General features: G+C 63.1%; 24 protein-coding genes and 1 riboswitch. Of the genes, 10 read left to right on the top strand and 14 right to left on the bottom strand.

What is annotated here, in order from left to right:
• Positions 1–8: 8 nt before the first annotated feature.
• The 3 genes from NKI05_RS16710 to NKI05_RS16720 all read left to right on the top strand — a co-directional run bounded on the left by NKI05_RS16710 (position 9) and on the right by NKI05_RS16720 (position 1,995).
• A complete protein-coding gene (locus NKI05_RS16710) occupies positions 9–395 on the top strand; it encodes an RNA-binding S4 domain-containing protein (protein WP_023673663.1) in 387 nt (128 codons plus the stop codon).
• A gap of 253 nt (positions 396–648) precedes the next feature.
• The gene (gene fdxA / locus NKI05_RS16715; RefSeq protein WP_013529180.1) at positions 649–987 is read left to right on the top strand and encodes a ferredoxin FdxA; all 339 of its coding nucleotides are present in this window, start codon (positions 649–651) and stop codon (positions 985–987) included.
• Between the two features lie 426 nt (positions 988–1,413).
• The gene (locus NKI05_RS16720; protein WP_023673664.1) at positions 1,414–1,995 is read left to right on the top strand and encodes a CarD family transcriptional regulator; all 582 of its coding nucleotides are present in this window, start codon (positions 1,414–1,416) and stop codon (positions 1,993–1,995) included.
• 197 nt (positions 1,996–2,192) lie between these two features.
• On the opposite strand, the gene NKI05_RS16725 is transcribed toward NKI05_RS16720, so the two are convergent.
• From NKI05_RS16725 to NKI05_RS16735, 3 genes are all read right to left on the bottom strand, one after another.
• Positions 2,193–2,960 carry an amino acid ABC transporter ATP-binding protein gene (locus NKI05_RS16725; protein ID WP_023673665.1) on the bottom strand — a complete coding sequence of 256 codons (768 nt, stop codon included), beginning with the start codon at positions 2,958–2,960 and terminating at the stop codon, positions 2,193–2,195.
• Positions 2,957–3,637 (bottom strand): amino acid ABC transporter permease, encoded by a 681-nt coding sequence (locus NKI05_RS16730; RefSeq protein WP_023693608.1) that lies wholly within the window; start codon positions 3,635–3,637, stop codon positions 2,957–2,959. The genes NKI05_RS16725 and NKI05_RS16730 overlap by 4 nt, the downstream gene beginning before the upstream one ends.
• Positions 3,638–3,774: 137 nt before the next feature.
• Positions 3,775–4,548 carry an amino acid ABC transporter substrate-binding protein gene (locus NKI05_RS16735; protein ID WP_023673667.1) on the bottom strand — a complete coding sequence of 258 codons (774 nt, stop codon included), beginning with the start codon at positions 4,546–4,548 and terminating at the stop codon, positions 3,775–3,777.
• Between the two features lie 397 nt (positions 4,549–4,945).
• Between NKI05_RS16735 and NKI05_RS16740 the strand changes: the two genes are divergently transcribed.
• Positions 4,946–5,803 carry an RNA polymerase factor sigma-32 gene (locus tag NKI05_RS16740; RefSeq protein WP_023685806.1) on the top strand — a complete coding sequence of 286 codons (858 nt, stop codon included), beginning with the start codon at positions 4,946–4,948 and terminating at the stop codon, positions 5,801–5,803.
• A gap of 92 nt (positions 5,804–5,895) precedes the next feature.
• Here the strand turns inward: NKI05_RS16740 and NKI05_RS16745 are convergent, their stop codons facing one another.
• The 4 genes from NKI05_RS16745 to thiB all read right to left on the bottom strand — a co-directional run bounded on the left by NKI05_RS16745 (position 5,896) and on the right by thiB (position 11,220).
• Entirely contained in the window at positions 5,896–7,302 is a 1,407-nt protein-coding gene (locus tag NKI05_RS16745; protein WP_245260137.1) for a M48 family metalloprotease, read from the bottom strand.
• 330 nt (positions 7,303–7,632) lie between these two features.
• Positions 7,633–8,397: a thiamine ABC transporter ATP-binding protein gene (gene thiQ, locus NKI05_RS16750; RefSeq protein WP_027050812.1), complete on the bottom strand. Its 765-nt coding sequence runs from the start codon at positions 8,395–8,397 to the stop codon at positions 7,633–7,635.
• Entirely contained in the window at positions 8,394–9,992 is a 1,599-nt protein-coding gene (gene thiP, locus NKI05_RS16755; RefSeq protein ID WP_023754102.1) for a thiamine/thiamine pyrophosphate ABC transporter permease, read from the bottom strand. The genes thiQ and thiP overlap by 4 nt, the downstream gene beginning before the upstream one ends.
• Before the next feature lie 220 nt (positions 9,993–10,212).
• The gene (thiB, locus tag NKI05_RS16760; RefSeq protein WP_023754101.1) at positions 10,213–11,220 is read right to left on the bottom strand and encodes a thiamine ABC transporter substrate binding subunit; all 1,008 of its coding nucleotides are present in this window, start codon (positions 11,218–11,220) and stop codon (positions 10,213–10,215) included.
• 43 nt (positions 11,221–11,263) lie between these two features.
• Positions 11,264–11,378, bottom strand: a riboswitch (TPP riboswitch).
• 161 nt (positions 11,379–11,539) lie between these two features.
• Here thiB and NKI05_RS16765 point away from each other — a divergent pair.
• Genes NKI05_RS16765 through NKI05_RS16780 form a run of 4 tightly spaced genes read left to right on the top strand, consistent with a single transcriptional unit; the run spans position 11,540 to position 14,618 of the window.
• The gene (locus NKI05_RS16765) at positions 11,540–12,199 is read left to right on the top strand and encodes a thiamine diphosphokinase (protein ID WP_023737031.1); all 660 of its coding nucleotides are present in this window, start codon (positions 11,540–11,542) and stop codon (positions 12,197–12,199) included.
• Between the two features lies 1 nt (position 12,200).
• The gene (locus NKI05_RS16770) at positions 12,201–14,021 is read left to right on the top strand and encodes an ABC-F family ATP-binding cassette domain-containing protein (protein WP_352792698.1); all 1,821 of its coding nucleotides are present in this window, start codon (positions 12,201–12,203) and stop codon (positions 14,019–14,021) included.
• 55 nt (positions 14,022–14,076) lie between these two features.
• Positions 14,077–14,319, top strand: a complete 243-nt coding sequence (locus tag NKI05_RS16775) for a type II toxin-antitoxin system CcdA family antitoxin (RefSeq protein ID WP_023693600.1) — start codon at positions 14,077–14,079, stop codon at positions 14,317–14,319.
• Positions 14,319–14,618, top strand: coding sequence for a CcdB family protein (locus NKI05_RS16780; protein WP_023673676.1), 300 nt, complete (start codon positions 14,319–14,321; stop codon positions 14,616–14,618). Before NKI05_RS16775 ends, NKI05_RS16780 begins: the two co-directional genes overlap by 1 nt.
• Before the next feature lie 26 nt (positions 14,619–14,644).
• Here the strand turns inward: NKI05_RS16780 and NKI05_RS16785 are convergent, their stop codons facing one another.
• Together NKI05_RS16785 and NKI05_RS16790 are read right to left on the bottom strand one after the other, a co-directional pair.
• Positions 14,645–16,285 carry a hypothetical protein gene (locus NKI05_RS16785; protein ID WP_027050813.1) on the bottom strand — a complete coding sequence of 547 codons (1,641 nt, stop codon included), beginning with the start codon at positions 16,283–16,285 and terminating at the stop codon, positions 14,645–14,647.
• 76 nt (positions 16,286–16,361) lie between these two features.
• Positions 16,362–17,660 carry an adenylosuccinate synthase gene (locus tag NKI05_RS16790; RefSeq protein WP_023684197.1) on the bottom strand — a complete coding sequence of 433 codons (1,299 nt, stop codon included), beginning with the start codon at positions 17,658–17,660 and terminating at the stop codon, positions 16,362–16,364.
• A gap of 209 nt (positions 17,661–17,869) precedes the next feature.
• Here NKI05_RS16790 and NKI05_RS16795 point away from each other — a divergent pair, with 209 nt between their 5' ends.
• Positions 17,870–18,775, top strand: coding sequence for a DMT family transporter (locus NKI05_RS16795; protein WP_023726194.1), 906 nt, complete (start codon positions 17,870–17,872; stop codon positions 18,773–18,775).
• 105 nt (positions 18,776–18,880) lie between these two features.
• A complete protein-coding gene (locus tag NKI05_RS16800; protein ID WP_023726193.1) occupies positions 18,881–19,345 on the top strand; it encodes a DUF2231 domain-containing protein in 465 nt (154 codons plus the stop codon).
• A 64-nt stretch (positions 19,346–19,409) separates the two neighbouring features.
• Here the strand turns inward: NKI05_RS16800 and serA are convergent, their stop codons facing one another.
• The 5 genes from serA to glmM form a co-directional block, all read right to left on the bottom strand.
• On the bottom strand, positions 19,410–21,011 hold the full coding sequence (serA, locus tag NKI05_RS16805) for a phosphoglycerate dehydrogenase (RefSeq protein ID WP_023726192.1): 1,602 nt from the start codon (positions 21,009–21,011) through the stop codon (positions 19,410–19,412).
• A gap of 58 nt (positions 21,012–21,069) precedes the next feature.
• Complete coding sequence (locus tag NKI05_RS16810) at positions 21,070–22,245, bottom strand: phosphoserine transaminase (protein WP_023726191.1); 1,176 nt, start codon at positions 22,243–22,245, stop codon at positions 21,070–21,072.
• Between the two features lie 201 nt (positions 22,246–22,446).
• Entirely contained in the window at positions 22,447–23,307 is an 861-nt protein-coding gene (locus NKI05_RS16815) for an outer membrane protein (protein ID WP_023694608.1), read from the bottom strand.
• A gap of 229 nt (positions 23,308–23,536) precedes the next feature.
• Entirely contained in the window at positions 23,537–24,382 is an 846-nt protein-coding gene (locus NKI05_RS16820; protein ID WP_023673590.1) for an outer membrane protein, read from the bottom strand.
• Positions 24,383–24,633: 251 nt separating this feature from the next.
• Positions 24,634–25,986, bottom strand: a complete 1,353-nt coding sequence (gene glmM / locus NKI05_RS16825; RefSeq protein WP_023704880.1) for a phosphoglucosamine mutase — start codon at positions 25,984–25,986, stop codon at positions 24,634–24,636.
• Positions 25,987–26,047 lie beyond the last annotated feature (61 nt).

Consider the following 26,047-nt stretch of genomic DNA (forward strand, 5'->3'; position numbering starts at 1 on the left):
TCGCTGCGATGGTTGCTGAAGGTCGTCAGCGCATCGACAAGTGGCTGTTCTTTTCGCGCGCGATAAAATCGCGCTCGCTGGCGGCCAAGCTGGTTGTCGCCGGACGCGTCCGCATCAACAGCGACAAAGCAGCGCAGGCCTCCGATCTGGTCAAGCCTGGCGACGTTTTGACCATTACGCACGAGCGCCGCATTTTCATTTGGAAGGTGCTTGGCACCGGCGTGCGGCGCGGTCCGGCCGAGGAAGCGCGCACGCTCTACGAGGACATGTCCCCGCCGCCGGCGCCGAAAGGCGAGGCTGTTGCCGATGCCATTCCGGCGCTGCGCGACGCCGGCAGCGGCCGGCCGACCAAGAAAGAGCGCAGGCAAACCGACCGGCTGTTCGGCGAAGACTGAAGCCTTGGCCGTCTGCGCCATGCCGGCGGTCTGGAATTTCATTCCGGACACGCGGGCCCCGCCTGCAATGGCTGCCCTTGCAAGCGGCAGGCAAAGGCGTTACCTCACCAAAAAAGCCGCCGCATCGGCCCGAAAATCGGAAATCGATTTTTCGGAAGGCACGATGCGCAGATTCAAAGTGTCAGAGCGTACTTTGTGCGTCCAATTGGACGCACGTCGCTCTAGCAAGAACGGGACGTCCCGGAGCCGACCAATGACCTATGTCGTGACCGACAACTGCATCAAATGCAAGTACATGGACTGCATCGAGGTCTGTCCGGTCGACTGCTTCTACGAGGGCGAGAACATGCTTGTCATACATCCCGACGAGTGCATCGACTGCGGCGTCTGCGAACCGGAATGCCCGGCCGATGCAATCAAGCCCGACACCGAGCCGGGCCTCGACAAATGGCTGCAGGTCAACACCGAATACGCCGAGAAATGGCCCAACATCACCGCCAAGAAGGAGCCTCCGGCAGATGCCAAGAGCTTCGACGGCGAAGCCGGCAAGTTCGAGAAATATTTCTCCGCCGAGCCCGGCGAAGGCGACTGAGCACATGACGCTGGAATCGGAATCGATTTCGGAAAGGGTGATGCGCAAAGCAAAAAAGTGCGGCCTATTGGATCTTCATAACGCTGCGTAACGCGCATCATACATTAACTGCCTTGACAGGCGGCGATGGCGCTCGACCTTCGCGTTTGCAGCAAAACCTTGATTCTTCCGACTTTTTGTGCTACACCAGTTGAAACATGCCGGTGACACAACGTCGATTTATGGCGCAAGCGCCCCAAATCACTGAAAGGTGAAATCCCCAATCGGACCAGAGCGATCTGGGCCAGGCAGTCGCTATGTATGCGGTTTGCCGGTCCCGGCTTTTTCCGATGGGTTCATCTGTTGTGCGGCTAACGATCGGTGTCCCCGGTCGCATGCGTTCGGACCGGCAGGCCGCCGGTGCCACAACAAGGAGTTCAGGGCGTAATGGCAACGATCACCCCGCAGAAGAAGTCCACCTCGGCACGCCACGGTTTCAAGACCGGCGAGTACATCGTCTATCCGGCACACGGCGTCGGCCAGATCGTCTCGATCGACGAGCAGGAAGTTGCGGGCCACAAGCTGGAACTGTTCGTCATCGACTTCCAGAAGGACAAGATGCGCCTGAAGGTTCCGGTCGCCAAGGCGACCTCCATCGGCATGCGCAAGCTGTCGGAAGAGGATTATGTCGAGCGCGCGCTGAAGGTCGTGCAGGGCCGCGCCCGCGTCAAGCGCACCATGTGGTCGCGCCGTGCGCAGGAATATGATGCCAAGATCAATTCGGGCGACCTGATCTCGATCTCGGAAGTCGTGCGCGACCTCTACCGTGCCGACAACCAGCCGGAACAGTCCTATTCCGAGCGTCAGCTCTATGAGGCGGCACTCGACCGCATGGCGCGCGAGATCGCGGCAGTCAACCGCATGTCGGAAACCGAAGCCGTGCGCCTGATCGAGGTCAACCTCAACAAGGGCCCGAAGCGCGGCGCCAAGGCCGACAATGAGGAAGCCGAGCAGGAAGAAGCTGCCTGATCGCTTTCACCGTCGAAATCATGAAAAACCCGGCCTTGTGCCGGGTTTTTGTTTTTTTCCCCCTTGTGGGGTTCCAAGGACGGGCGAGACCCGTGGCTCGCCCAGGCAGGGTCGCTGCGAAGCAGCGAGGATGGGGACGACACCAGACCGCACCCGGACCTTCCGTCCGACCTCCCCACAAGGGGAACGTAGAAGGCTCAGCCGCCGGCTTCCTTCTCCGCCTCCTGCTTCAGCGTCGCAATAAAACGCTTGGTCCGTTCCCGCTCCGGATTGCTGAACACCACGGTGGACGGCCCCTTCTCGACGACGACACCAGCATCGAGGAACACCACCTCCTGCGCGATCTTGGAGGCAAGGCGAAGGTCGTGCGTGGCCATCACCATGGTGGTGCCTTCGCTGGCGAGTTTTCCGAGCACGTCGACCACTTCCTGCGCCAGTTCCGGATCGAGCGCCGAGGTCGGCTCGTCGCAAAGCAGAACCTTGGGCGACGGCGCCAGGGCGCGGGCGATGGCCACACGCTGCTGCTGGCCGCCCGACAGCGTTGCCGGCCAATCGTCCGCCTTGTGCGCCATGCCGACCTTCTCGAGCAGCGCCAGTGCCCGCTCGCGCGCCTTTGCCGTCGGCCATTTGAGCACCGTCACCAGGCCTTCCATGACGTTCTCGATCGCGGTGCGATGCGGGAACAGCTGGAAGTTCTGGAACACCATGCCGGTCTGCAGCCGCAGGCGCTGGATGTCGCGGCTGGGGATCTTGATGCCGGGACGGAATTCCAGCGTCTCGTCGCCGATGCGCACCATGCCCGAGGTCGGGATCTCCAACAGGTTGATGCAGCGCAGCAGAGTGCTCTTGCCACCGCCGGAGGGACCGACAAGCGCGGTGACGCTGCCTTCGGCAATGGTGACCGTCACGCCCTTCAGCACCAGATTGTCGCCGAAGCGCTTTTCGATATCGGTGAGGCCGATCATGAGCGCGCCTCCAGGAAGCCGCCATAGCGGTTGAGCCGCTCCTCCAGCCGCGTCTGCAAGGCCGAAAGCACCGAGCTCATCGCCAGATAAAGGATCGCCGCCTCGACATAGAGGATCAGCGGTTCATAGGTGGTGGCGACGATGCGCTGCGCCGCCTGGAACATCTCCGGCACGGTGATGGCGGCGGCCAGCGACGTATCCTTGACCAGCGAGATGAAGGTGTTGGACAGCGGCGGCACGGCGACGCGGCCGGCTTGCGGCAGGATGGTGCGCCGCATCGCCTGGCTCCAGGTCATGCCGATCGAATAGGCCGCTTCCCACTGGCCCTTCGGCACCGAGCCGATCACGGCGCGGATAATTTCCGAACTGTAGGCGCCTATGTTGAGGGTGAAGCCAATCAGCGCCGCCGGAAAAGCATCCAGCAATATGCCGACCGAAGGCAGGCCGTAAAAGATCAGGAACAGCTGCACCAGAAGCGGCGTGCCGCGAAAGATCCAGACATAGAAGCGGACCACGGCAACCAGAGGCTTGGGGCCGAACAGCCGCACCAGGGCGACAACCAGGCCGACGAACAGGCCGAGTGCGAACGATAGCAATGTCAGCGGTACGGTGAAGATCAACGCCGCCCACAGCAGTGTCGGCAACGAGTCCAGCATCAGGTGTAGCCAGTGCGGCACGAACGGCTCCTCCCTCACAGACCGCCGCGGTGACGGCAGTGCGATTGTGTGCTTCTCATATCATGCGAATAACGGCGAGCCGTCAAAGACGGCCCGCCGCTATTTGTCATTGCCGGCAAACCGCCGGGAGATGGTCTTTACTGCGAGACATCCTGGCCGAAATAGGTATCGGCGATCTTCTTGTAGGTGCCGTCGGCCTTGATGTCGGCCAGCGCCTTGTTGATCGCCGCGACCAGCTCCGGATCACCCTTGCGCACGATGACGCCGGAATAGTCGGCGTTCTCTTCCTGCGCGGCGATCTTCACATTGGCGTCCGGCTTGTGCTTCTTGAAGTCGAGGAAAGACAGGCTGTCATTGATGGTGGCGTCGGCGCGGCCGGTGAGCAGCAGCTGGATCGACTGGTCGAAGCCGTCGGTGCCGACAAGTTCGGCGCCGTTGGTCTCGGCGAGCTTGCCGAAATTCGATGTCAACGACTGTGCCGACTTCTTGCCCTTGAGGTCGGCGAAGGTCTTGATGTCGGTGTTGTCGCCGCGCACGATCAGCACGGCCTTGGAGGCGATGTAAGGATCGGAGAAATCGTACTTGGCCTTGCGCGCGTCGGTGATGCCGACCTCGTTGATCACGGCGTCGTAGCGGTTGGCGTCGAGGCCGGCGATCAGCCCGTCCCATTTGCCTTCGAGGAACTCGACCTTGACGCCGAGCTTGTCGCCGATCGCCTTGGCGATCTCGACGTCGAAGCCGACCAGCGCGCCGGAAGCATCATGATAGGTGAAGGGCGCATAGGTGCCTTCGGTGCCGACCTTGAGTGTGCCGGCCTGCTTGATCTGGTCGAGATTGGCGCCGGCGTGGCCTGATGTAACAGCCAGAACCTGCAGCGTTCCGGCGATGATGAGCGAATTGAGCCATTTCATTTCTATATGATCCCGTCCTTGGCCGGTGTCCGGCGCTTGTGAGAGCCGGAAACTGACAGATACAGCGCAGCAAAATAAGGAACCAGATTTCAAAAAAACGGCGATCCAGAAATCAGATTCTCAAAGCAGCTCCGATCGGTGCCAATAGTCCCGATCTGCGGTGTCGATGCGCCCTGTCGGACCGCACAAAACAACCGCCCTCGGCGGCGGAACCAATCCCCGGTATGGCACGTTCATGGCTTGTTGTAGGGCGCCGCGTTTCCATTTCAAGAACCCTTGGCTGCGCTAGGCCCGAAGCAATTCCAGGAAAGTGGGAAAGCGGTTTCCTTCGGAATTGCGTCAAACAGAGATAACGGCCGCCAGGCCGTCCGAAAATGTCCGGGAGCAGGAGCGCGGCATGATCGAAGACACGGCAGGACGGACCATGGTCCGCACGGCAATGAAAGCCCCCTACCTCGAGCGCGATGAGGAACATGTTCTCGCCTTGCGCTGGAAGGAGGACCAGGATCAGCAGGCGCTGCATCAGATCACCGTCGCCCATATGCGGCTGGTCATCTCCATGGCTTCGAAGTTCCGACATTACGGCCTGCCGCTCGGAGATCTGGTCCAAGAGGGCCATGTCGGGCTGCTGGAAGCAGCCGCGCGTTTCGAGCCGGAGCGCGAGGTGCGCTTCTCGACCTATGCGACATGGTGGATCCGCGCTTCGATGCAGGACTATATCCTGCGCAACTGGTCGATCGTTCGCGGCGGCACCTCTTCGGCGCAAAAGGCGCTGTTCTTCAACCTGCGGCGCCTGCGCGCCCGTCTTGCCAATGGCGCCGAGCCGATCTCCAACGCCACGCTCTACCGCGAAGTCTCGGTAGCCCTAGGCGTCTCCGAGGCCGATGTCGCGAAGATGGATTCCAGGCTTTCAGCACCTGACTCTTCGCTCAACGCACCGCTCGCCGACGAAGCTGGCACCACCGAGCGGATGGACTTCCTGATTTCGGACGATCCATTGCCTGACGAGGTCGCCGGCGACACCATCGACGTCGAACGGCGCCTGATGTGGCTGAAGACGGCGCTCCGCGCGCTCAATGCCCGCGAACTCAGGATCATCGAGGAGCGCCGGCTGAGCGACGAAGGTGCGACGCTTGAGGCGCTTGGCGAGACGCTCGGCATTTCCAAGGAGCGTGTCCGGCAGATCGAGGCCCGCGCCATGGAAAAGCTCAAGCTCGCGCTGGTGAAGCAGAATCCGGAGTTCATGGCGGCCTGAGATTGCCAGGAACGGGGTACCCCGAGTTATCTCAGAAAAGTTATCTCAGAAAAAAGCACTACGAAGGCTGGGGTTTCTGACGAAGACCGGCGCTATCTGTCCGTGACGATCTTGACCTTGTCGCCGGCCGAAACCGAGGCGCCCGGCGACATCGCGTTGAGCACGCGGAACAGATCGAGCTTGCGGTCGACGCCGACCATCTGCGCCGAAAGTGTGCCCATCGTCTGCCCGGCCTGTACCGTGACGACGCGGATATGCAGCGGCTTCAGTGCCGCCTTCTCGGCGGGGCTGAGCACGCGGAACGAACCGCTGACCGAGCGTGCCACCGGATCGAGTGTCGTGCTGGCCGAGGGGGCCGCTGTCAAAAGCCGGTAGACCTGACCGCCGGCGCGGATCACCGCAATGTCGAACTGCCAGCCATCGGCGCCGGCGTGCGCGGTCGCCGCCTGGTTGCCGTCGATCGTCTCCTGGCGCACACTGGTCTCGTCGAGACCGGCCACCCAGCCGCTTCTGATGTAGTCGGTCAGCGCACGATCCTTGTCGATCGACACACCGTCGAAGCGGATCGCCATGTCGCCGGGACCGGTCGCCGTCACCGCCGCCGCCGAATTGTCGATGATGAAGCCGTCGGGCACCGTGAACGAAACGCCGAGGCCCGGATGCAGGAAGGTCTGGCCGCGCACATAGCCCTCTTCCGGCGTGTCGCCATAGAGCAGGCCGTCTATCCCGGCCAGGAAGGAATCGCGGTCGCGGGTGCCGATGCCCGGCGCGCCGAACTGGCGGGCGTGGCGCTGCGCCAGATCAATTCGCTGCGGCGTGTTGGGGTGCGTGGCCAGGAAGTCGAGGCTGGCGTCGGTGGCGCCGCTGATCGAGCGGAAATCGGTGTAGGCCGACATCGACTGCAGGAAACGCCCGGCGGCATAGGGATCGTAACCCGCCTCGCCGATCGACTTGATGCCGATGGCGTCTGCCTCCAGCTCCTGGTTGCGCGAGAACTGCGCCAGCCTCAGCTTGCCGCGGATCAATGCCTGCTTGGCGGTCGGGCTGTCGCCCAGCACATCGGAGACCACCTTGGTCGCCAGGCCTTCCTCGGCCTCGAGCTGCTGTCGCTGCAGACCGTGATTGGCGGTGACGTGGCCCATCTCATGCGCGATGACGGCGGCGAGTTCGGCCGAATCATTGGCCAGCGCCAGCAGGCCGCGGGTGACGTAGAGATAGCCACCCGGCAGCGCGAAAGCGTTGACGTTGGGCGAATTGAGGATGGTGATGCGATAGGTCTGGGTCGGATTGGCCGACACCACGGTCAGGCTGCCGACAACCTTGGCCACCATGCGCTCGAGCTTGGGATCGGAATATTCGCCGCCATAGGTGGCAAGGATGCGCGGATGTTGCGCCTTCGCCAGTTCGGCAAGCTTGCTGTTGGCGGCGACATTGTCGACCGTGATCGGCTTGTCGGAAGGCTGGAAGCCGGATTCCTGCACTTCGGGAGGCGTGAACATCTGGCAGCTGGCCAGCGCCACGGCAAGGCCGGCCAGCACGAGGAAGCGCACCAGCGGTCTGCGTTTCAAAGTGTCAGTGCCGGTCGGCAGCACGGCGTTCCTTCAGCTCTCGGCGCATGATTTGGACCGGGGTCCGCGCCAGCGAAAAATCGGTTTTCGTTGGCAATCCTGCACACATCAAAAAACCTACAGCGTTTACGCATCCGGCCGGGTGCGGCGCTGTAGGGGCAAATCACGGCTCGTGCCGGACCAGTACTAAGCGGACCTAGCCACATCGACTGGACCATGGCAAGCAAGCGCCACATCACCTGTAGCCGGTTTGGTCGTAAATTATGTCCGCTTCCGGGCAATATCGCGTGATCCGCCCGAACTTGCGCCGATATAGCGCCGAAACGCTTCAGGGCCAGTGCCGTCGAAAAAATCGGCGGCAGGTCCCGTCGCGGCAACCCTGCCATTGTCCAGAAAAACCATCTGCTCGCCGATACGGCGAGCGTCTTCCGGCTGATGCGTGACGAACAGCACCGTCATCGCCCGCTCGGCATGAACGCCGGCCACCAGGTCGAGCATGTCGTCGCGCAGCGCTGGCCCGAGCGAAGCGAACGGCTCGTCGAGCAGCAGCACCGGCCGGTCGCGCACCAGAACGCGGGCGAGCGCCACGCGCTGCCTTTCGCCGCCGGAGAGTTCGCGCGGCAGGCGCATTTCCTTGCCGGCCAGGCCGACGCGGTCAAGCGCCTCGGCGATTGCGGCGCGATCGGCGTCGGTCAGGTTGAGCGATGGCGAGCGGCCGAGCCCGACATTCCTCTCCACCGAGAGATGAGCAAACAGATTGTTTTCCTGGAATACCATCGACACCGGCCGCACCGAAGGCGGCTCGGCGCCGACATCGGCGCCGCCGATCAGCACACGACCGGACTCTGGCGTCTCGAAACCAGCCACCAGATTGAGCAAGGTCGATTTGCCCGAACCACTTGCCCCCATGATGGCGGTGATCTTCGATGTATCGAATTCGACATCGAACAGGAATGACGTTTCGCCATAGCTGAACGAGACCGTGTCCAGCCGGACAGTCGTGCCTTTCTCCACAGCGGACGTCACGATCTCTCTCCCCGTCCCAGCCAGTCTGCCGCGACCACCAATGCAAGGCAGACCGCCCCGAGCAGCAAAGCCAGCCCGGCAGCATCGGCCGTGCGATAGCTGCCCATGCGCGCCAGCAGGAGATAGGGCAAGGTCTGCACCGAATCGCTGCCGAACAGCGCGATGACGCCGAGATCGCCGAGCGACAGCGCCATGGCGAAGGCAAAGCCGGTGGCCAGCGGCCGCCGGAGCGACGGCCAGTCGACCAGAAGCAGCCGGTTCCAGCCCGCAATCCCGAGCTGCGCGCACAGCCTCTCATGGCGCTCGCTCGCCGCATCATAGGCCGGGCGCATCGCGCGGATGGCAAAGGGCATCGCCATCACCGCATTGACGGTGACGACCATGACCGGCGCGATGGCAAAGACATCGCTGACCGTGCGCAGCAGGAGAAACCAGCCGGCGCCGATGACGACGGGCGGCACGACGAGGACGAAGCCGGCGCCGGTGTCGGTGGCATGCTCGAGCAATGAACGGGCACTGGACCGGCGGCGCAGCGACAATGCCCGACGCGCCATGATCAGCGACAGCGACAGCGCCACCGAAAGTAGCGCCGCCGAGAAGGCGAGACCGGCGCTGGTCAGCGTCGCCTGACGCACGGCACTCTCGCCCGCCAGCCGGCCGAGATCGGCGTCGAGGCCGGACGCGACGGTGGCCGCCATTGGTCCGGCGACGAACAGCAAGGCGAGCACGATCAGGACGGCGTTGAACGCTGTTTCTGCTTTGCCGGCCAAGTGATAGCGGCGCGGCGCGACAGGCAAATTGGCGTCGCCGGTCACATTGGCGCCGAGCCGCGTCAGCGCCAGCATGACGGCAAAAGTCAGCGCGATCTGCAGCACCGTCAGCGTCACCGCTCGCGCCGGATCGAAGTCGAAACGCAGCGCCTGATAGATGGCGACTTCCAGCGTCGTCGCCGCCGGCCCGCCGCCGAGGATCAGCACGATGGTGAAGGAGGTGATGCAAAGCATGAAGACAAGCCCGGCGACGCCCGGCAGCGCGGCGCGCAGCACCGGCCACTCGATCAGCCGGAAGGCTGGCCTCGCCCCCATGCCGAGCTGGCTCGCCAGCCGCCATTGATCGGCCGGCACCGTTCCCAGCGCTTCGAGGAACAGCCGGGTGGCCAGCGGCAGGTTGAAGAAGACGTGGGCGACGAGGATGCCCGGCAGCCCATAGATGTCGGGCCAGCTCTGGCCACCGATCGCGGCGAAATAACCGGCGCGGCCATAGAGCGCCAGTATGCCCAGCGCTGCGACAATCGCCGGCAAGGCAAGGGGCACAGTAAACAGCTGCAGGATGAAGCCGCGTCCGAAGAAGCGCGGATGCCGCGACAGCGCCCGGGCGACGAACAGCGCCGGTACGGCGGAAAGCAGCATCGAGAGCGCAGCCTGCCAGAGCGTGAAGCGGACAACGCGCAGGAGATAGAGGTCAAAGGCGGACGCGGCGCCGGAAAGGTCGTGCGCGCCTTCGCGGATAAGGCCGGCGAAGGCGCCACCGATCAGCAGCGCGATTGCCGCAAGCGCGACAATGCCGGCCGTGATGCGGGGGTCAGAGCGTTGCACTCTTTACCGGGCGTCGCGTTCCTTCGCGCCCCCCTCTGTCCTGCCGGACATCTCCCCCACGAGGGGGGAGATTGGCGGTTTTAGCGCTCCGCTCATTCCTGCAGCTTCGGAGATTGGCGAAAGTCAACGTAAAGGCCAATCTCCCCCCTCGTGGGGGAGATGTCCGGCAGGACAGAGGGGGGCGCCGTAGAGCACTCATCTTTTGACTATACAGCCAAATCTACTTGCTCATCACCGCCAGCCATTCATCCACCCAGGCCTTGCGATTTGCCGCGACCTCTTCCGGGCTGAACAGCAAGGTCTTCGCCGGCTTGACCAGCCTATCAAAAGCCGGATTGAGCGGCTTGTCGGTTTTCCCGGCCGGGAACATCCAGTTGGTCTCCGGAATGACATCCTGGAATTTCGGCCCGGTCATGAAGGCCAGGAACTTCGCCGCCAGCGGGTTCTTCGCGCCCGTGGTGGTGATGCCGGCGACCTCGACCTGCAGATACTCGCCTTCCTCGAACGAGGCCGCCTGGTAGCGCCCGGTGTTCTCGGCCACCATGTGGTAGGCCGGCGACGTCGTATAGGAAAGCACCATCGGCGCCTCGCCCTTGGAGAACAGGCCATAGGCCTCGCTCCAGCCCGGCGTCACCGTCAGCACTTTGCCCTTGAGTTTCGCCCAGGCTTCCGGCGCCTTGTCGCCATAGACCGACTTGACCCACAGCAGCAGGCCGAGGCCCGGCGTCGACGTCCTCGGATCCTGGATGACGATCTTGTCGGCGGCATCGCCCTCGACCAGTTCCTTCAGGCTCTTCGGCGGGCTCTTCAGCTTTTCGGTGTCGTAGACGACGGCGAAATAACCATAATCGTAGGGCACGAAAGTGTCGTCGCTCCAGCCGCCCGGCACGTTGTTTTCAGCCACCGCGCCATGTGGGACAAACAGGCCGGAAGCCTTGGCTTCCGCGGTGAGGTTGGTGTCGAGACCAAGCACGATATCGGCCTTGGTCGAGGCACCTTCGAGCTTGACGCGGTTGAGAAGTGCGACGCCGTCGGCGACCGAGACGAAGTCGACGCTGCAGCCACACTCGGCCTCGAATTCCTTCTTCACCTGGGGGCCTGGACCCCAGTCGGCAGTGAAACTCTCATAGGTATAGATCGTGAGTTTTTCCTGCGCGCACGCAGGGCTTGCCAGTAGCGAAACAGCAAGCCCCAGCGCTGGGACAAGACGGGACAAAAAAATGCGCATCGGCGCCTCCTTCATTCGTGTTGAAAGGAATTGAGGCGTCGGGCTGTCCGAAGCGTCTAATCCCTCCGCCGGTACAAACCGGATCAGGTTCAGCGGGTTGGCGAGACTGCCTCTCAGCCGGTCCGCGAAGATCGCGTCCGGCACCCCGTTAGAGCGTTTCGACACATAGGCCCGGCCAAGGTGCCACGCAAGCGGAAGTTTGCCCGAGCATGATCCCGGAAAGTGGAACCGTTTCCGGAAAAAGATCATGCTCCAACAAAGAGTGACGGTGCCGCTCGGCCTTCCGTTTCGTCGGCGGGGCTGGTAAGGGCCAGCGGATATGAGCACATTCACCATCTTGCTTGGCGGCGATCTCGTCCGCACGCCGCGGCTCGACCGCCAGGTCGCGGGCACGCGCGTCATCGCCGCCGACGCCGGCATCGGTCATGCCCGCCTGATCGGCCTGATGCCGGAGCTGTGGGTCGGCGATTTCGATTCTGTGCCGGCGGACCTGCCTGCCGATCTCGCCGCCGTGCCGCGGGAGGTGTTTCCTCCCGAAAAGGACAAGACCGATGGCGAACTGGCGATCGCGGCGGCATTGGAACGCGGCGCCACCAGCCTGGTGCTGGCCGGCGCTTTCGGCGGCAAGCGCGCCGACCACGCCTTCCTCCATCTGGCGCTCAGCCTGCGGCTGGCCGAGGCCGGCACAAAAGTGCTGTTGACCAGCGGAGCGCAGGAAGGCGCCCCTCTGCTGCATGGCAAGGCCGGCTTCGACTATGCCGACGGAACGCTGTTTTCGGTGCTCGGCTTTTCCGATCTTTCGGGCCTCACCGTGTCCGGCGCGAAGTGGCCGCTCGACCATGTCGAGGTCTTGTTCGGCTCGTCGCTGACCATCTCGAACGAGGTCAAGTCCAACACGACCGGGGGCGGCCTCGAAATCGCGCTCGGCCATGGCCGCGCGCTGCTGCTCGCCCACCCCTACCCCTTGCCTGAAAGCTGACATGGCCCCGCCCCTTCTCAACCTCGACGGCATAAGACTGACCTTTGGCGGCACGCCGCTGCTCGATGGCGCCGAACTGACGGCGTCCGCCGGTGACAAGATCGCGCTCGTCGGCCGCAACGGCTCCGGCAAGTCGACGCTCCTGAAGATTGCTGCTGGTCTGATCGAGCCGCAAGACGGCGAGGTCTTCCGCCAGCCTTCGTCAACGGTGCGCTATCTCCCGCAAATGCCCGACATGGACGGCTTTGCCAATGTGCGCGCCTATGTCGAGGCGGGGCTTGGGCCTGCCGACGATCCCTACCGCGCCACATATCTGATGGAGCATCTCGGCCTCGCCGGCACGGAGAACCCCAACGATCTCTCCGGCGGCGAGGCGCGCCGCGCAGCACTTGCCCGCGTCATGGCGCCCGAACCCGATATTCTGCTGCTTGATGAGCCGACGAACCATCTCGATTTGTCGGTCATCGAATGGCTGGAAGAAGAGCTTGTCCGGACGTCTTCGGCGCTGATCGTCATCTCGCACGACCGTCGCTTCCTCGAACGCGTCTCGCGCGCCACTGTCTGGCTCGACCGTGGCCAGACCCGCCGCCTCGACAAGGGCTTTGGCCATTTCGAGGAATGGCGCGACCTTGTGCTGGAAGAGGAAGAGCGCGAACAGCACAAGCTCGGCCGCCAGATCGTGCGCGAGGAGCATTGGCTGCGCTATGGCGTGACGGCTCGCCGCAAACGCAACATGCGCCGCCTGGGCGAACTGCAGACCATGCGCCAGCGTTTTCGCGGCCATCGCGGCGCCGAGGGCTCGGCGACCATGGTGGCCAGCGACGCCGCCGAATCCGGCAAGCTGGTGATCGAGGCCAAGAACATCGAGAAGAGTTTTGGCGACCTGACCGTGGTCAAGGGCTTCTCGACCCGCATCCAGCGCGGCGATCGCGTCGGCCTTGTCGGGCCGAACGGCGCCGGCAAGACGACGCTGTTGAAGATGCTCACCGGCGAGATGAAGCCCGATGCCGGCTCGGTGCGGCTCGGCACCAATCTGGAAATCGCCACGCTCGACCAGAAGCGCGAGGCGGTCGATCCGGCCGAGACCCTGGCGCAGTATCTCACGGACGGGCGCGGCGAAAACCTCGTCATCAATGGCGAGCAGCGCCATGTCGTGTCCTACATGAAGGATTTCCTGTTCAAGCCGGAACAGGCGCGCACCCCGGTGCGCGAGCTGTCCGGCGGCGAACGGGCGCGGCTGCTCCTGGCGCGTGTTCTGGCGCGGCCGGCCAACCTTCTGGTGCTCGACGAGCCGACCAACGATCTCGACATGGAGACGCTGGAACTGTTGCAGGAACTTGTCGCCGGCTTTGCCGGCACGGTCATCCTGGTCAGCCACGACCGCGACTTCCTCGACCGCACCGTCACCAGCATCATCGCCCCGCACGGAGGCGGCCGCTGGATCGAATATGCCGGTGGCTATTCCGACATGCTGGCGCAGCGCGGCGGCACCCGGCTCGACGACCGCAAGGCGCGCGCCAAGGCCGAAGCCAGCGATGCGCCGGCGCCGGGCAAGAGCGAGCCGGCAGCGCCAAAAGGGCCGTCGAAGAAACTGTCGTTCAAGCAGAAATTCGCCCTGGAATCGCTGCCCAAGAAGATCGAGGCGGTAATGGCCTCGATCTCGCGTTTGGAAAACAACATCGCCGATCCCGCCTATTACGAGCGCGACCCGGCCTCGTTCCAAAAGACTATCGCCGCCCTCGACAAGGAACGCGCCACGCTGGCCGCACTCGAGGAAGAGTGGCTGGAACTGGAAATGCTGCGTGAGGAGATGGAGGGGTAGCATTGCCTGCGGTCTTTTATGCGCGTATATTGTGCGCATGAAAGGAGGCATCTCCGTGCTTCAATCGACGCCAAAAACTCAGCGGACCTCTGTCAACACGTCCATTGACTCTCAGTTGATCAAGGACGCCAAAGCGTTGGGCATCAACATCTCCCGCGCTGCCGAAGCAGGGATCGCGAAAGCGATTGCGGCGGAGAAAACGCGTCGATGGCAAGAAGAAAACAGGGAAGCCATCGAAAGCTCCAACGAATATGTCCGAAAGAACGGACTGCCATTGGCTAAACACCGGCCGTTCTGATGGCGCGTTACGATTTCTATCGGAGTACCGAGAGCGACGGTTATCTTCTCGACGTGCAGTCAGATATGCTTGAAGGGCTGAGCACGAGGGTGGTCGTTCCTTTGATGCCGCCCGAGATTGCCCCGCTTCCTGGCCGCCGCCTGAACCCGACCTTCGCTATAAACGGCAAAGATCTTGTGATGGTCACACAGTTTGTGTCGGCCTTCAGCGCGTCCGAATTGCGGATGCCAGAGGGAAACCTTTCTAGACATCACGACGACATCGTCGCCGCCCTCGACATGCTGTTCCAGGGCTTCTGAGCGAAGGCAGCCGCTACTGCCGCCCGTCAACCTGCCGTCTTGGCCTGCCAGGCCTTCAGCGCCTCGTCGAACACCTTCTCGCCCGGAATGCCCTTTTCCATGGTCAGCAGCGCCCGGCGTCCGGTCTTGTAGACCACCGGCACGTCGATCCAGTCCTGGCCTCGAAGCAAGGTCATATTGGCGTCCTCGTCGGCCTTGGTGTCGTTGAGCGCCACCAGGAAGAAGCCGTCGGCGATCTTGGCCGGAATGCCGATCAGCGGGCTGCCGGCATCCTGTTCCGAACTCTTCATGGCGACGCGCAGGATGTTGTCGACGCCACCGCCGTCAAAGCCCTCGGGCGTCAGGAAGATCATCTCGATGATGTGGCTGGCCGGCAGCGTCTGGTCGGTATTGCGGCGGATGGTCATGCGCAGCTGGATGTCCTTGCCGGGAATGGTCGCCTCGGCGCGGATCGCCGGCTCGGGCGGCAGGTCGCCGCCGGGCGATTCCTGCACCAGCGACCAGACGATGCTGCCGGGTTCGGCCGAACCTTGCGCGGTCGAGGTGCGTTCCTCGTAGAAGATCGCCTTCTGGCCGACCGCAACGGTCGGCGCGGGAGCGGCGGCCGCCGGCGCAGCGGGCGGCGTGGCGGCGGCATCAGCCGGTGCTGCCCCATTGGCCGGCGGTGCGACGCCATCGGCGGGCGGCGTTGCCGGTGGCGTGGCGGAAGCGTCGGGCGCCGGCGTGGCGGGCGCGCCCGTGGCTGCGGCGTCGCCGGCCGGCGGGGTCGCAGGCGCTGGAGCCGCAGGTGGCGCTGGAGCCGGGGGGGGCGGTGTGGTCAGCGCGGCGACGGACTCGCCCTCGCCGATGCCGCTTTGACCGGCCGCGGGACCGGGGTCGGTTTCACCGCCTTCGGGCGACAGGCGCTGGGTGAACTTCGTTCCCTCGCCGGCAGCGGCCGGTGCCGGTGCATCGGCCGCGGGCTTGGCCGGCGCCGGCTTTACCAGCGGTTCGGTCGAGACCGTCTTGGTGTCGCCGCCGAGGCCCAGCATCGAGCCAAAGGCATCCTTGTTCAGCCAGATGCCATAGCCGCCGCCGGCGACCACCAGAAGCGCGACGACAGCCGCGATCAACCCGCCATAGCTGCGCCTGCGCTCGGCTGGGCGCAGGCGCTGGAACGTGTCCGCGACCGGCTGCTCGTCATTGGCGAACACATCGGCGCTGTCGTCGTCGGCGTCCAGCTCCACGGCTTGCTTGTCGATGGTTTCTGCACGCGCCGCAGGCGACGGCGGTGTCGGCGCGGGCCTCTGCCAGCTCGGCTCTGTCCTGGCGGTCGGCGCCGGCTGCACGGGTTTCGCCGGCTGCCAGGCCGGCGCAGGCGTGGCGGAAGGCTTTACATGACTGGACTGGTTCTTGTTGCGGTCGATGGAGGAGAAGATGTGCTCCAGCTCCGCCAGCGGATCGGATGCCGGCACCGCCCTGGCATAGTCGCGCTCGACGCTCGAGATGGCATCTTCCAGGGATCGCTTCTGCGTGCTTATGGCTTCGGCGGCCAGCGGCGGCGAATACTCCGCAAGCTTCTTTGCCAGCATGGTACGAACGCTGTCATAGATCCGCGTACGCTTTTCGGGCGTTTCGTCGCCGTGCTTGTCGAGCGCCTTTTTCAGAATAGCAACGAAATCTGCCATGCTTCAGTCGACCTGTATTTTGTTTCCGCGCCGGCCCCCGCAAATCGGCCGCGATGCCCGGAAAGGCTTCAGAAAACTAGTCTTGAAACGGATCGGTCACAAGTATCGTGTCGTCCCGTTCCGGGCTGGTGGAAAGGAGCGCGACGGGTGCCCCGATCAGCTCCTCGATGTAACGGACATATTTGACGGCCTGCGCCGGAAGGTCGTTCCAGCTGCGCGCGCCGGCTGTGGTGCCTTTCCAGCCTTCGAGCGTCTCGTAGACCGGCTCGACACGCGCCTGCGCGCCCTGGCTGGCCGGCAGATAGTCGATCGTTTCGCCGTCGAGACGGTAGCCGGTGCAGACCTTGATCTCATCCAGCCCGTCGAGCACGTCGAGTTTGGTCAGGGCGATGCCCTTGATACCGTTGACGGCGACGGCCTGGCGCACCAGCACGGCGTCGAACCAGCCGCAACGGCGTTTGCGCCCGGTGACGACGCCGAATTCGTGGCCACGCGTACCGAGAAATTCGCCGATCTCGTTCTTCTGCTCGGTCGGGAACGGGCCTTCGCCGACACGCGTCGTATAGGCCTTGGTGATGCCCAGGACATAGCCGATGGCGCCGGGGCCCACCCCCGAGCCGGCGGCTGCCTGGCCGGCAACGGTGTTGGACGAGGTGACGAACGGATAGGTGCCGTGGTCGATGTCGAGCAGCGTGCCTTGCGCGCCCTCGAACAGGATGCGTTCGCCGGCGCGGCGCTTGTCGTCGAGGATTTTCCAGACGCGGTCCATATAGGGCAGGATCTCATCGGCGACCGAGGTCAGCTCGGTCATGATCGCCTCATGCGTGACTTCGCCATGGCCAAGCCCGCGACGCAGCGCATTGTGATGCGTCAGCAGCCTGTCGACCTTGAGAGGCAGCGTTTCCAAATCCGCCAGATCCATCACCCGAACCGCGCGCCGGCCCACCTTGTCTTCATAGGCTGGGCCGATGCCACGACGCGTCGTGCCAATTTTCGTCCCGGAATTGGAGGCGGCGTCCTCGCGGAATCCGTCCAGCTCCCGGTGCAGCGACAGGATAAGCGCCGTGTTTTCGGCTATTTTCAGGCGGTCCGGCGTGACCTCGACGCCTTGCGCCTTGAGTTTTGCCACTTCCGCGACGAAGGCGTGCGGGTCGAAGACGACGCCATTGCCGATGATCGACAGCTTGCCTTGCCGCACCACGCCCGACGGCAGCAGCGACAGTTTGTAGACCTTGCCGTCGACGACCAGCGTATGGCCGGCATTGTGGCCGCCCTGGAAGCGCACGACCACGTCGGCGCGCTCCGACAACCAGTCGACGATCTTGCCCTTGCCTTCGTCGCCCCATTGCGAGCCGACGACCACCACATTGGCCATGTTTCTTTTCCCTTGAGATGCCGCCCTGGCGGCCTGGATATGGTTCGAAACGACAGGCCTCTATAGCGTCAAGACCTCGCAAGCGCGACCTTTCTTTGCCGCCGAAAATGCCCTGAGGCACAACAATTTTCGGCTTTGACATCATTTACTTGCGTCGGCGGGGGCAATAGGCCGGCAAACACAACTTCCCAGGCGGCCGGAATCCCGCAATGCATCGACGCGCCTACCTGTTCCTGCTGCTGACCACCCTGCTGTGGGGCGGCAATTCCGTCGCCGGCAAGCTGGCGGTCGATCACGTCTCGCCGATGACGCTGGTCTTCCTGCGCTGGGTGCTGGCCGTCGCGATCCTGCTGCCGATCGGCTGGCGCACGATCAGGGAGGACTGGCAGGTGGTGCGCAAACACTGGTTCGTGCTGGCTGCACTTGGCGCCAGCGGCTTCACTCTGTTCAACACCATTTTTTACACCGCGCTCAACTACACGACCGCGATCAATGTCTCGATCGAACAGGCGGCAATGCCGGTCTTGATCATCATTGCCAATTTCTTCTTCTTCCGCCTGCGCGTGAGCTGGGCGCAGATTGCGGGCGTGGTGCTGACCATCTTCGGTGTCATCTTGACTGCCTGCCACGGCGATCCGCGCCGGCTGCTCCCATTGGAACTCAATTTCGGCGACGCCATCATGCTGGTCGCGGTCGTCCTCTACAGCGGTTATTCGGTCGGGCTGCGGCTGAAGCCGGTGATGCGCTGGCAGAGCCTGATGTTGTCCCTGGCGATCGCTGCCCTCATCACCTCGCTGCCGTTCTTCCTGTGGGAGGTCGCCGCCGGCAAGGTTATCGTCCCCGATATCAGCGGCTGGGTGGTCATCGTCTATACCGCGATCGGCGCTTCGGTCATTTCGCAGATCACTTACATCAGGGGCAACGAACTGATCGGCGCCAACCGTGCCGGGCTGTTCATCAATCTGGTGCCGATCTTCGGCACGCTGCTGTCAGTGCTGATCGTCGGCGAGACATTCCAGCTCTACCAGGCGCTGGCGCTCGTCCTGGTGCTGGGCGGCATTTCGCTCGCCGAATACAGCGGGCGCAAGATGGCGGCACCGAACCGCCGCGGATAACATTTGGCTGCTGCCGCGCTGCGCCGCCGTCGCGATAACTGCTGCCGCGCGCCGACCTGGAACATTTTACCTCTGGCGGAGTTTGCTTGCGTGGGAGGCAACAAGATGAGCCATAACCCTCGCAGCACGGCAAGCATTGCCGGTCACCCCATTCACCCAATGCTGATTCCGTTTCCGATCGCCTTCTTTGTCGGCACCTTCGTTTGCGATCTGATTTTCTGGCAAACAGCCGATCCCGGGTGGGTCACCGGATCGCTTTGGCTTCTCGGCGCCGGCCTGATCATGGGCGCCTTGGCCGCTCTTACCGGCCTGACGGATGTTCTCGGCGATGTTCAGATCCGCAATCTCACGACGGCATGGCTCCATGCCGGCGGCAACGTGCTCGTCGTGCTGATCGAGCTTTATAACTGGTACTCGCGTTATGCCGGTGGAGCGGCGGCTGTGATCCCGACCGGCTTTATCTTATCGCTGATCGTGGTTCTGATCCTGCTGTTTACAGGGTGGAAGGGCTGGGAACTGGTCTATCGGCATCGCGTGGGCGTCTCCGACGGCTCAGACGAATTGACCTGAACCGGCCTCTGCGACGGCCGCCCCAATGATGGGGGGAGGACCGCCGCATCCGCCACGCCGTCAACTACATTGCGTTGACGTCGAACTGCAGCCGCTTGGCCGAGTCGATGGACTTGTGCGCCTTGACCTGTTCCAGCACTTTCTCCGGGAACGGCGCGTCGAGATAGAGCAGCGCGATCGCGTCGCCGCCCGGCCGGTTGCGGCCGAGCTGGAAGTTGGCGATGTTGACGCCGTTCTCGCCGCACACCGTGCCGAGCAGGCCGATAATGCCGGGCGCATCGGCATTGGTTGTGTAGAGCATGTGCTGGCCGACCTCGGCGTCGAGATTGATGCCCTTGATCTGGATGAAGCGCGGCTTGCCGTCGGAGAAGCAGGTGCCGGCGATCGAGCGCGTCATGTGCTCGGTCTTCACCGTCAGCTTGATGTAGCCGTCGAACACGCCCGACTTGTCGCGCTTGACCTCGGCGACGATGATGCCGCGCTCCTTCACCATGATCGGCGCCGACACCATATTGACGTCGGCGACCTGCGGCCGGATCAGCCCGGCGAGCGTCGCACTGATCAGGGCGCGCGTGTTCATCGTCGCGGTCGAGCCGTCGAACAGGATCTCGACCTCGTTGATCGGGTCCTCGGTGACCTGGCCGACAAAGGCGCCGAGCACTTCGGCGAGCTTGACGAACGGCTTTAGCCGCGGTGCTTCCTCGGCCGTGATCGAGGGCATGTTGATGGCATTCGAAACCGCACCCTTGATCAGATAGTCGGCCATCTGCTCGGCTACTTGCAGCGCAACATTTTCCTGTGCTTCCGCTGTCGAGGCGCCGAGATGCGGCGTTGCCACCACATTCTCCATGCCGAACAGCGCGTTGTTCTCCGCCGGTTCGACCTCGAACACATCGACGCCGGCGCCCGCCACCTTGCCGCTCTTCAGCGCCGCGACCAGGTCGGCTTCGACGATGAGCCCGCCACGCGCGCAATTGATGATGCGCACGCCGTTCTTCATTTTGGCGATCGCCGCCGCGTCGATGATGTTGCGCGTCTTGTCGGTCAGCGGCGTGTGCAGCGTGATGAAATCGGCGCGGGCGAAAAGCTCGTCCAGCTCGACCTTGTCGACGCCGAGTTCCTCGGCGCGCTTGTCCGACAGGAACGGGTCGAAGGCAACGACATGCATCTTCAGGCCGACGCCGCGCGTGGCGACGATCGAGCCGATATTGCCGCAGCCGATGACACCCAGCGTCTTGCCGGTGATCTCGACGCCCATGAAACGGTTCTTTTCCCATTTGCCGGCATGGGTCGAGGCATTGGCCTCCGGGATCTGCCGGGCGAGTGCAAAGATCATGGCCACCGCATGTTCGGCCGTGGTGATCGAATTGCCGAAGGGCGTGTTCATCACGATGATGCCCTTGCGGCTCGCCGCGGGGATGTCGACATTGTCGACACCGATGCCGGCGCGGCCGACGACCTTGAGTCTTGTCGCTGCGTTGATCAGTTTTTCCGTGACCTTGGTCGCCGAGCGGATGGCAAGACCATCATACTGGTCGATGACTTCGAGCAGCTTTTCCTTGTCCTTGCCGAGATCGGGCAAATAGTCGACCTCGATACCGCGGTCCTTGAATATCTGGACGGCGGTGGTGGAGAGTTTGTCAGAGACGAGAACGCGGGGCGCCATGGCGGCCTCCTTGAACTGGATTGTCGGGAAAGGGCGGCCCGCAGGCCACCACGAAATCTCAGGCTGCGGCCTTCAGCGAAGCCTTCTGCGTGGCGAAGGCCCAGTCGAGCCAAGGCAGCAGCGCCTCGAGATCGGATGTCTCGACGGTGGCGCCGCACCAGATGCGCAGGCCGGAAGGTGCATCGCGATAGGATCCGATGTCGTACGCGACGCCTTCCTTGTCGAGCATAGAGACGATCGCCTTGGCGAAAGCCGCCTGCCCGTCGGCGTCGAGCGCCGCGACATCGGCGTCGGTGAAGGACAGACATACGGACGTGTTGGACCGTGTCGCCGCATCGACCGCGAGATGGCCGAGCCAGGACGACTTGTCGACAAAGCCATCGAGCACGGCGGCATTGGCATCGGCTCTGGCAATCAACGCATCGAGACCGCCGATCGACTTCGCCCAATGAAGCGCATCGAGATAGTCCTCGACGCACAGCATCGACGGCGTGTTGATGGTCTCGCCGTTGAAGATGCCTTCGATCAGCTTGCCGCCCGAGGTCAGGCGGAAGATTTTCGGCAGCGGCCACGCCGGCTTGTAGGTTTCCAGTCGCTCGACGGCGCGAGGCGACAGGATCAGCATGCCGTGTGCGCCCTCGCCGCCCAGCACTTTCTGCCAGGAGAAGGTGACGACATCGAGCTTCTGGAAATCGAGCTTTTGCGCGAATGCCGCTGAGGTGGCATCGCAGATGGTCAGGCCCTTGCGATCCGCCGGTATGAAATCGCCATTCGGCACGCGCACGCCTGAGGTCGTGCCGTTCCAGGTGAAGACCACATCGCGGTCGAAATCGATCTTGGTGAGATCCGGCAGTTCGCCATAGCCTGCCTCGATCCTTCTGATATCGGCGAGCTTCAGCTGCTTGACGACATCGGTCACCCAGCCCGAGCCAAAGCTTTCCCATGCCACCATGTCGACACCGCGTTCACCGAGCAGCGACCACAGCGCCATCTCGACAGCACCCGTGTCCGACGCCGGCACGATGCCGATACGGTAATCCGCCGGAACCTGGAGAATTTCGCGAGTCAGCTCGATCGCCTGTTCGAGCTTGGTCTTGCCGATCTTGGCGCGGTGGGAACGGCCGAGCGCGGCATTCTTCAGCGCCTCGACCGACCAGCCGGGGCGTTTTGCGCAGGGACCTGAGGAGAAATTGGGATTTGCCGGACGGAGTCCGGGCTTCGTATGCGTCGTCATCGTGGTCTATCCTTCCAGATAGTGGCCCCTCGTTGGGGAGGGGTGGCCCACGGACGGCGATATGCGTTCAGCCCTCAGGCGTCAAGAGGAAAGTTTTTGTCGCTGACAAGATAGAAGCAGTCCGGGATCAGGATGTCGTGAGCCCAAACGCAAACGGCGGATCGAAGAGATCCGCCGTCGGGTTTCGTATCTGCAGCCAGCCTACCAGAGGTCGTAGCGCAGCCCGAGCTTGACCGTCTGATAATTGATGCCCTTGTGGATGTTGAAGGCGCCGCTGTCATAAGCGACGTATTTGGCGCCCGGCACCGAGAAATATTCGTAGCCAAGGTCAACCGACACATTCTTGGCCACCTGATAGGAAAGACCGCCCCCGATCGAATAGGCAAGGTTGAATTTGCCCTCCTTATCCGTTGCACCCTCGTAACCGGCCGGATCATCACAAGAGAACCCGCCCGTGCCGGACGAATTGGGGGCCACTTCCACGCAATCCTTCGCCCCAATGCTCCTGTAATATTTATTGTATGCGACACCGACCCCTCCGCCAAGATATGGAGTGATTCCAACATAGGTGCCGAGATCGACATAGCCATTGGCCATGATGCTGTAGCCTTTGTTGGAAGCATTGTCGGAAAGATCGCATGCCTGCGTAGCCGCGACGGAATTGATGGTGCCAAAACCGTCGTCCACAAGCGTATGGCCGTCGCAAGTGGCTGCCAACTTGGCGTGTTCCCCGAATTTGTCGGTCGGAAGAATCCCGCCGTTCAGCTCGACCCGAAGATAGTCGTTGACATGATACCCCATACCGAAACTGCCTGTGAAAAGGCTGCTCTCATCGGTAAAGCTGTTAAGCGGGCCGGTTGTCGCTTCCTCATGCTCGAAGGGATGGCTGAACGCGTAGCCGACATCGCCGCGCAGATACCAGCCCGAGCCGACCTCGACCGGTTGATAGTCCGGCGCCTGATCGACATAGATCGGCGGATCGTAGTCCGCGGCTTGCGCCGGCGTCAGCAGCGCAAGCGCGAGTGCGGCAAGTGCCGGCGCTGTCAGCAATTTGAAATTCATGGGTCCCCGGCTCCTGAAATTGGCGCTCTTCATTTTGATCGCAAGCGCCGTTTCAGTAGGCATTGTTAACCATAGTGGTTAAGTGCGGGTTAAGGATAACGCGACGTTACCGATTTGATTTCGATAGGCTTTCTCTCCGCACGCCGCGGCCTGGAAGTGCACCGCAATCGGCAAACAAAAACCGCCCGGCATGGCCGGGCGGTTCGCAAATTCCTGGATTTCGAAGCGACTACTTGGTGTAGACCGGCTCCGGTTCGGGAACGTAGGGCTCCGGCGGCGGGGCGCAGTCCGACCGGCCGAACTGGTAGCGCAGGCCGCCGCGCACTTCGTGCACGTTGATGCCGCGATCGAAGCCCGGGCCGACATCGCTGTCGGAGGCGTAGTTGAACATCTTGCCACCATTGATGTGGCTGTAGCGATAGCCGAGATCGAGCTTGACCCGGTCGGTCAGGCAGTAGGAGGCGCCGGCCATGAGGGCATAGGCAAAGCGCCAGCCCTTGCCGCCGCTGTGCTCGAAGGAGCCATCGAGATCGGTATTGTGCAGCGTATCCCACTTGACCCAGGCACCACCGATGCCGGCGCCGACATAGGGCGTCACGCCGTGCCAGGTGCCGATATCGACATAGGCATTGGCCAGGAGCAGCATCGCCGAATAGGACGATGTGTCGACGGAGGTACAAGCTATGCCGCCGCCGCAGAAACCATTGGTCGAGCCGCGGAAATTGGACTTGCCCATCCAGTCGAAGGTCAGATCGGTGCGGAAGTACCGGTTGACCTGGTAACCGACACCGGCGCCGGCCGAAAAGGAACTCTTCAACTTGCCGGAGGCGAACGAACCGGGGAGTTGGGGCGGTGCCGGGCTGTAGGTGGTGTAGTCACCACCGCGGAACTTCGACCAGTGATAGTCGATATCGCCGCGGATGTACCAGCCGCCGAAATCGGCCGGCTGTTCATAGGCGATCGGCGCCGGCGCCTCTTCGACCACTGGCGGCTCCGCCAGATCGGCGGCGAATACTGGCCCGGCCACGCCTGCGAACAGCGCGGCAAGGAAAGCCATTTTTGCTGCATTGAACATGTTTGTCACCCCTGAGAACCCGTCGGAACTTTGAATCCGCTCGAATGTGTTTGACCTCAGTTGTGGATAATGAATTGCAAAAGTTAAAAGGCGTTTAACCCTGTCGATTAACCACGAATTCTCGACATTTTAGCAAACGGCCTCCGCCGCCATGACGCTGGGACCAACCCTGGCCGAAACAAAAAGCCCGCCTGCAGGCGGGCTTGAAGTCTTGAGCCGGCAGTTCGCCCCTCCCGTCGGAGGCAGCGCAATCAGGCGGCGCTGCGCGTTTCCGAGATGATGTCGACGATGTCGTTGACCACGGCCTCGACCAGCTGTGGGTCGTCGCCCTCGGCCATGACGCGGATCAGCGGCTCGGTGCCCGAGGGCCGGATAACCAGGCGGCCGGCCTTGCCTAGACGGTTGCGCGCATCTTCGATCGCCGCCTTGACCAAGGCTTCTTCAAGCGGCTTGCCGCCGGCGATGCGGACATTCTTCAACAGTTGCGGCACCGGCTCGAATTTCTTCGACAATTCGCTGACCGGCCGGTTCTGCCGCTTGATGCAGGCCAGCACCTGCAGCGCCGAGACCAGCCCGTCGCCAGTGGTCGAGAAATCGGACAGCACAATGTGGCCCGACTGCTCGCCGCCGACATTCAACCCGTGCGCGCGCATATGCTCAACGACATAGCGGTCGCCGACCTTGGTGCGATGCAGCTGCAGCTTCATGTCGCCAAGGAAGCGTTCGAGGCCGAGATTGGACATCACCGTCGAGACGACGCCGCCGCCGGCCAGTCGCCCGCTCTGGTGCCAGGACTCGGCGATCAGCGCCATGATCTGGTCACCGTCGACGATGGTGCCGTTCTCGTCGACGATGACGACACGGTCGGCATCGCCGTCGAGTGCGATGCCGATATCGGCGCGCACTTCATGCACCTTCTTCTGCAGGCCGGCCGGATGGGTCGAGCCGCATTCCTTGTTGATGTTAAAACCGTTCGGATCGACATTGATGGCAATGACCTCGGCGCCCAGTTCCCAAAGTGCGGCAGGCGCCACCTTGTAGGCTGCGCCATTGGCGCAATCGACGACGATCCTGAGACCCGACAGCGACATCGAGCGCGGCAGCGTGCGCTTGGCGAATTCGATGTAGCGGTCATGCACGCCGTCGACGCGCTTGGCGCGGCCGAGCCCGTCGGAATCGGCGAGCGCCAGTTCGATATCCTTGTCGAGCATGCTCTCGATGCGCTCCTCGATCTCGTCGGAGAGCTTGTAGCCATCGGGACCGAACAGCTTGATGCCGTTGTCGTAATAAGGGTTGTGCGAGGCCGAGATCATGACGCCGATATCGGCGCGCAGCGAGCGCACCAGCATGGCGACCGCCGGTGTCGGGATCGGGCCGAGCAGGAACACATCCATGCCGGCCGCGCACAGGCCGGACACCATGGCGTTTTCGATCATGTAGCCGGACAGCCTGGTGTCCTTGCCGAGCACGACGCGGTGGCGATGGCTGCCGCGCTGGAACGACAGGCCGGCGGCCATGCCGACCCGCATCGCGATCTCAGCCGTCATCGGAAACTTGTTGGCGCGCCCGCGAATGCCGTCGGTGCCAAAATAACGTCCTGCCATGCTTGCCAGAATCCCCGTCGGTTTTCAGCCGGCTCGTAATGCCACAATTGGTCCGAGCCCG

Source organism: Mesorhizobium sp. M0771 (assembly GCF_040320155.1).
Classification (GTDB): domain Bacteria; phylum Pseudomonadota; class Alphaproteobacteria; order Rhizobiales; family Rhizobiaceae; genus Mesorhizobium.

Excerpts from the sequence above, each read along its gene's own strand:
- NKI05_RS16780 (WP_023673676.1), top strand. The coding sequence starts at position 14,319 with ATGGCGCGTTACGATTTCTATCGGAGTACCGAGAGCGACGGTTATCTT.
- NKI05_RS16710 (WP_023673663.1), top strand. The coding sequence starts at position 9 with ATGGTTGCTGAAGGTCGTCAGCGCATCGACAAGTGGCTGTTCTTTTCG.
- NKI05_RS16800 (WP_023726193.1), top strand. The coding sequence starts at position 18,881 with ATGAGCCATAACCCTCGCAGCACGGCAAGCATTGCCGGTCACCCCATT.
- NKI05_RS16740 (WP_023685806.1), top strand. The coding sequence starts at position 4,946 with ATGATCGAAGACACGGCAGGACGGACCATGGTCCGCACGGCAATGAAA.
- NKI05_RS16725 (WP_023673665.1), bottom strand. The coding sequence starts at position 2,960 with ATGATCGGCCTCACCGATATCGAAAAGCGCTTCGGCGACAATCTGGTG.
- NKI05_RS16745 (WP_245260137.1), bottom strand. The coding sequence starts at position 7,302 with ATGTTCACGCCTCCCGAAGTGCAGGAATCCGGCTTCCAGCCTTCCGAC.
- NKI05_RS16815 (WP_023694608.1), bottom strand. The coding sequence starts at position 23,307 with ATGAATTTCAAATTGCTGACAGCGCCGGCACTTGCCGCACTCGCGCTT.
- NKI05_RS16770 (WP_352792698.1), top strand. The coding sequence starts at position 12,201 with ATGGCCCCGCCCCTTCTCAACCTCGACGGCATAAGACTGACCTTTGGC.
- NKI05_RS16765 (WP_023737031.1), top strand. The coding sequence starts at position 11,540 with ATGAGCACATTCACCATCTTGCTTGGCGGCGATCTCGTCCGCACGCCG.
- NKI05_RS16720 (WP_023673664.1), top strand. The coding sequence starts at position 1,414 with ATGGCAACGATCACCCCGCAGAAGAAGTCCACCTCGGCACGCCACGGT.
- NKI05_RS16810 (WP_023726191.1), bottom strand. The coding sequence starts at position 22,245 with ATGACGACGCATACGAAGCCCGGACTCCGTCCGGCAAATCCCAATTTC.
- NKI05_RS16785 (WP_027050813.1), bottom strand. The coding sequence starts at position 16,285 with ATGGCAGATTTCGTTGCTATTCTGAAAAAGGCGCTCGACAAGCACGGC.
- serA (WP_023726192.1), bottom strand. The coding sequence starts at position 21,011 with ATGGCGCCCCGCGTTCTCGTCTCTGACAAACTCTCCACCACCGCCGTC.
- NKI05_RS16820 (WP_023673590.1), bottom strand. The coding sequence starts at position 24,382 with ATGTTCAATGCAGCAAAAATGGCTTTCCTTGCCGCGCTGTTCGCAGGC.
- fdxA (WP_013529180.1), top strand. The coding sequence starts at position 649 with ATGACCTATGTCGTGACCGACAACTGCATCAAATGCAAGTACATGGAC.
- NKI05_RS16735 (WP_023673667.1), bottom strand. The coding sequence starts at position 4,548 with ATGAAATGGCTCAATTCGCTCATCATCGCCGGAACGCTGCAGGTTCTG.
- thiB (WP_023754101.1), bottom strand. The coding sequence starts at position 11,220 with ATGCGCATTTTTTTGTCCCGTCTTGTCCCAGCGCTGGGGCTTGCTGTT.
- glmM (WP_023704880.1), bottom strand. The coding sequence starts at position 25,986 with ATGGCAGGACGTTATTTTGGCACCGACGGCATTCGCGGGCGCGCCAAC.
- NKI05_RS16795 (WP_023726194.1), top strand. The coding sequence starts at position 17,870 with ATGCATCGACGCGCCTACCTGTTCCTGCTGCTGACCACCCTGCTGTGG.
- NKI05_RS16790 (WP_023684197.1), bottom strand. The coding sequence starts at position 17,660 with ATGGCCAATGTGGTGGTCGTCGGCTCGCAATGGGGCGACGAAGGCAAG.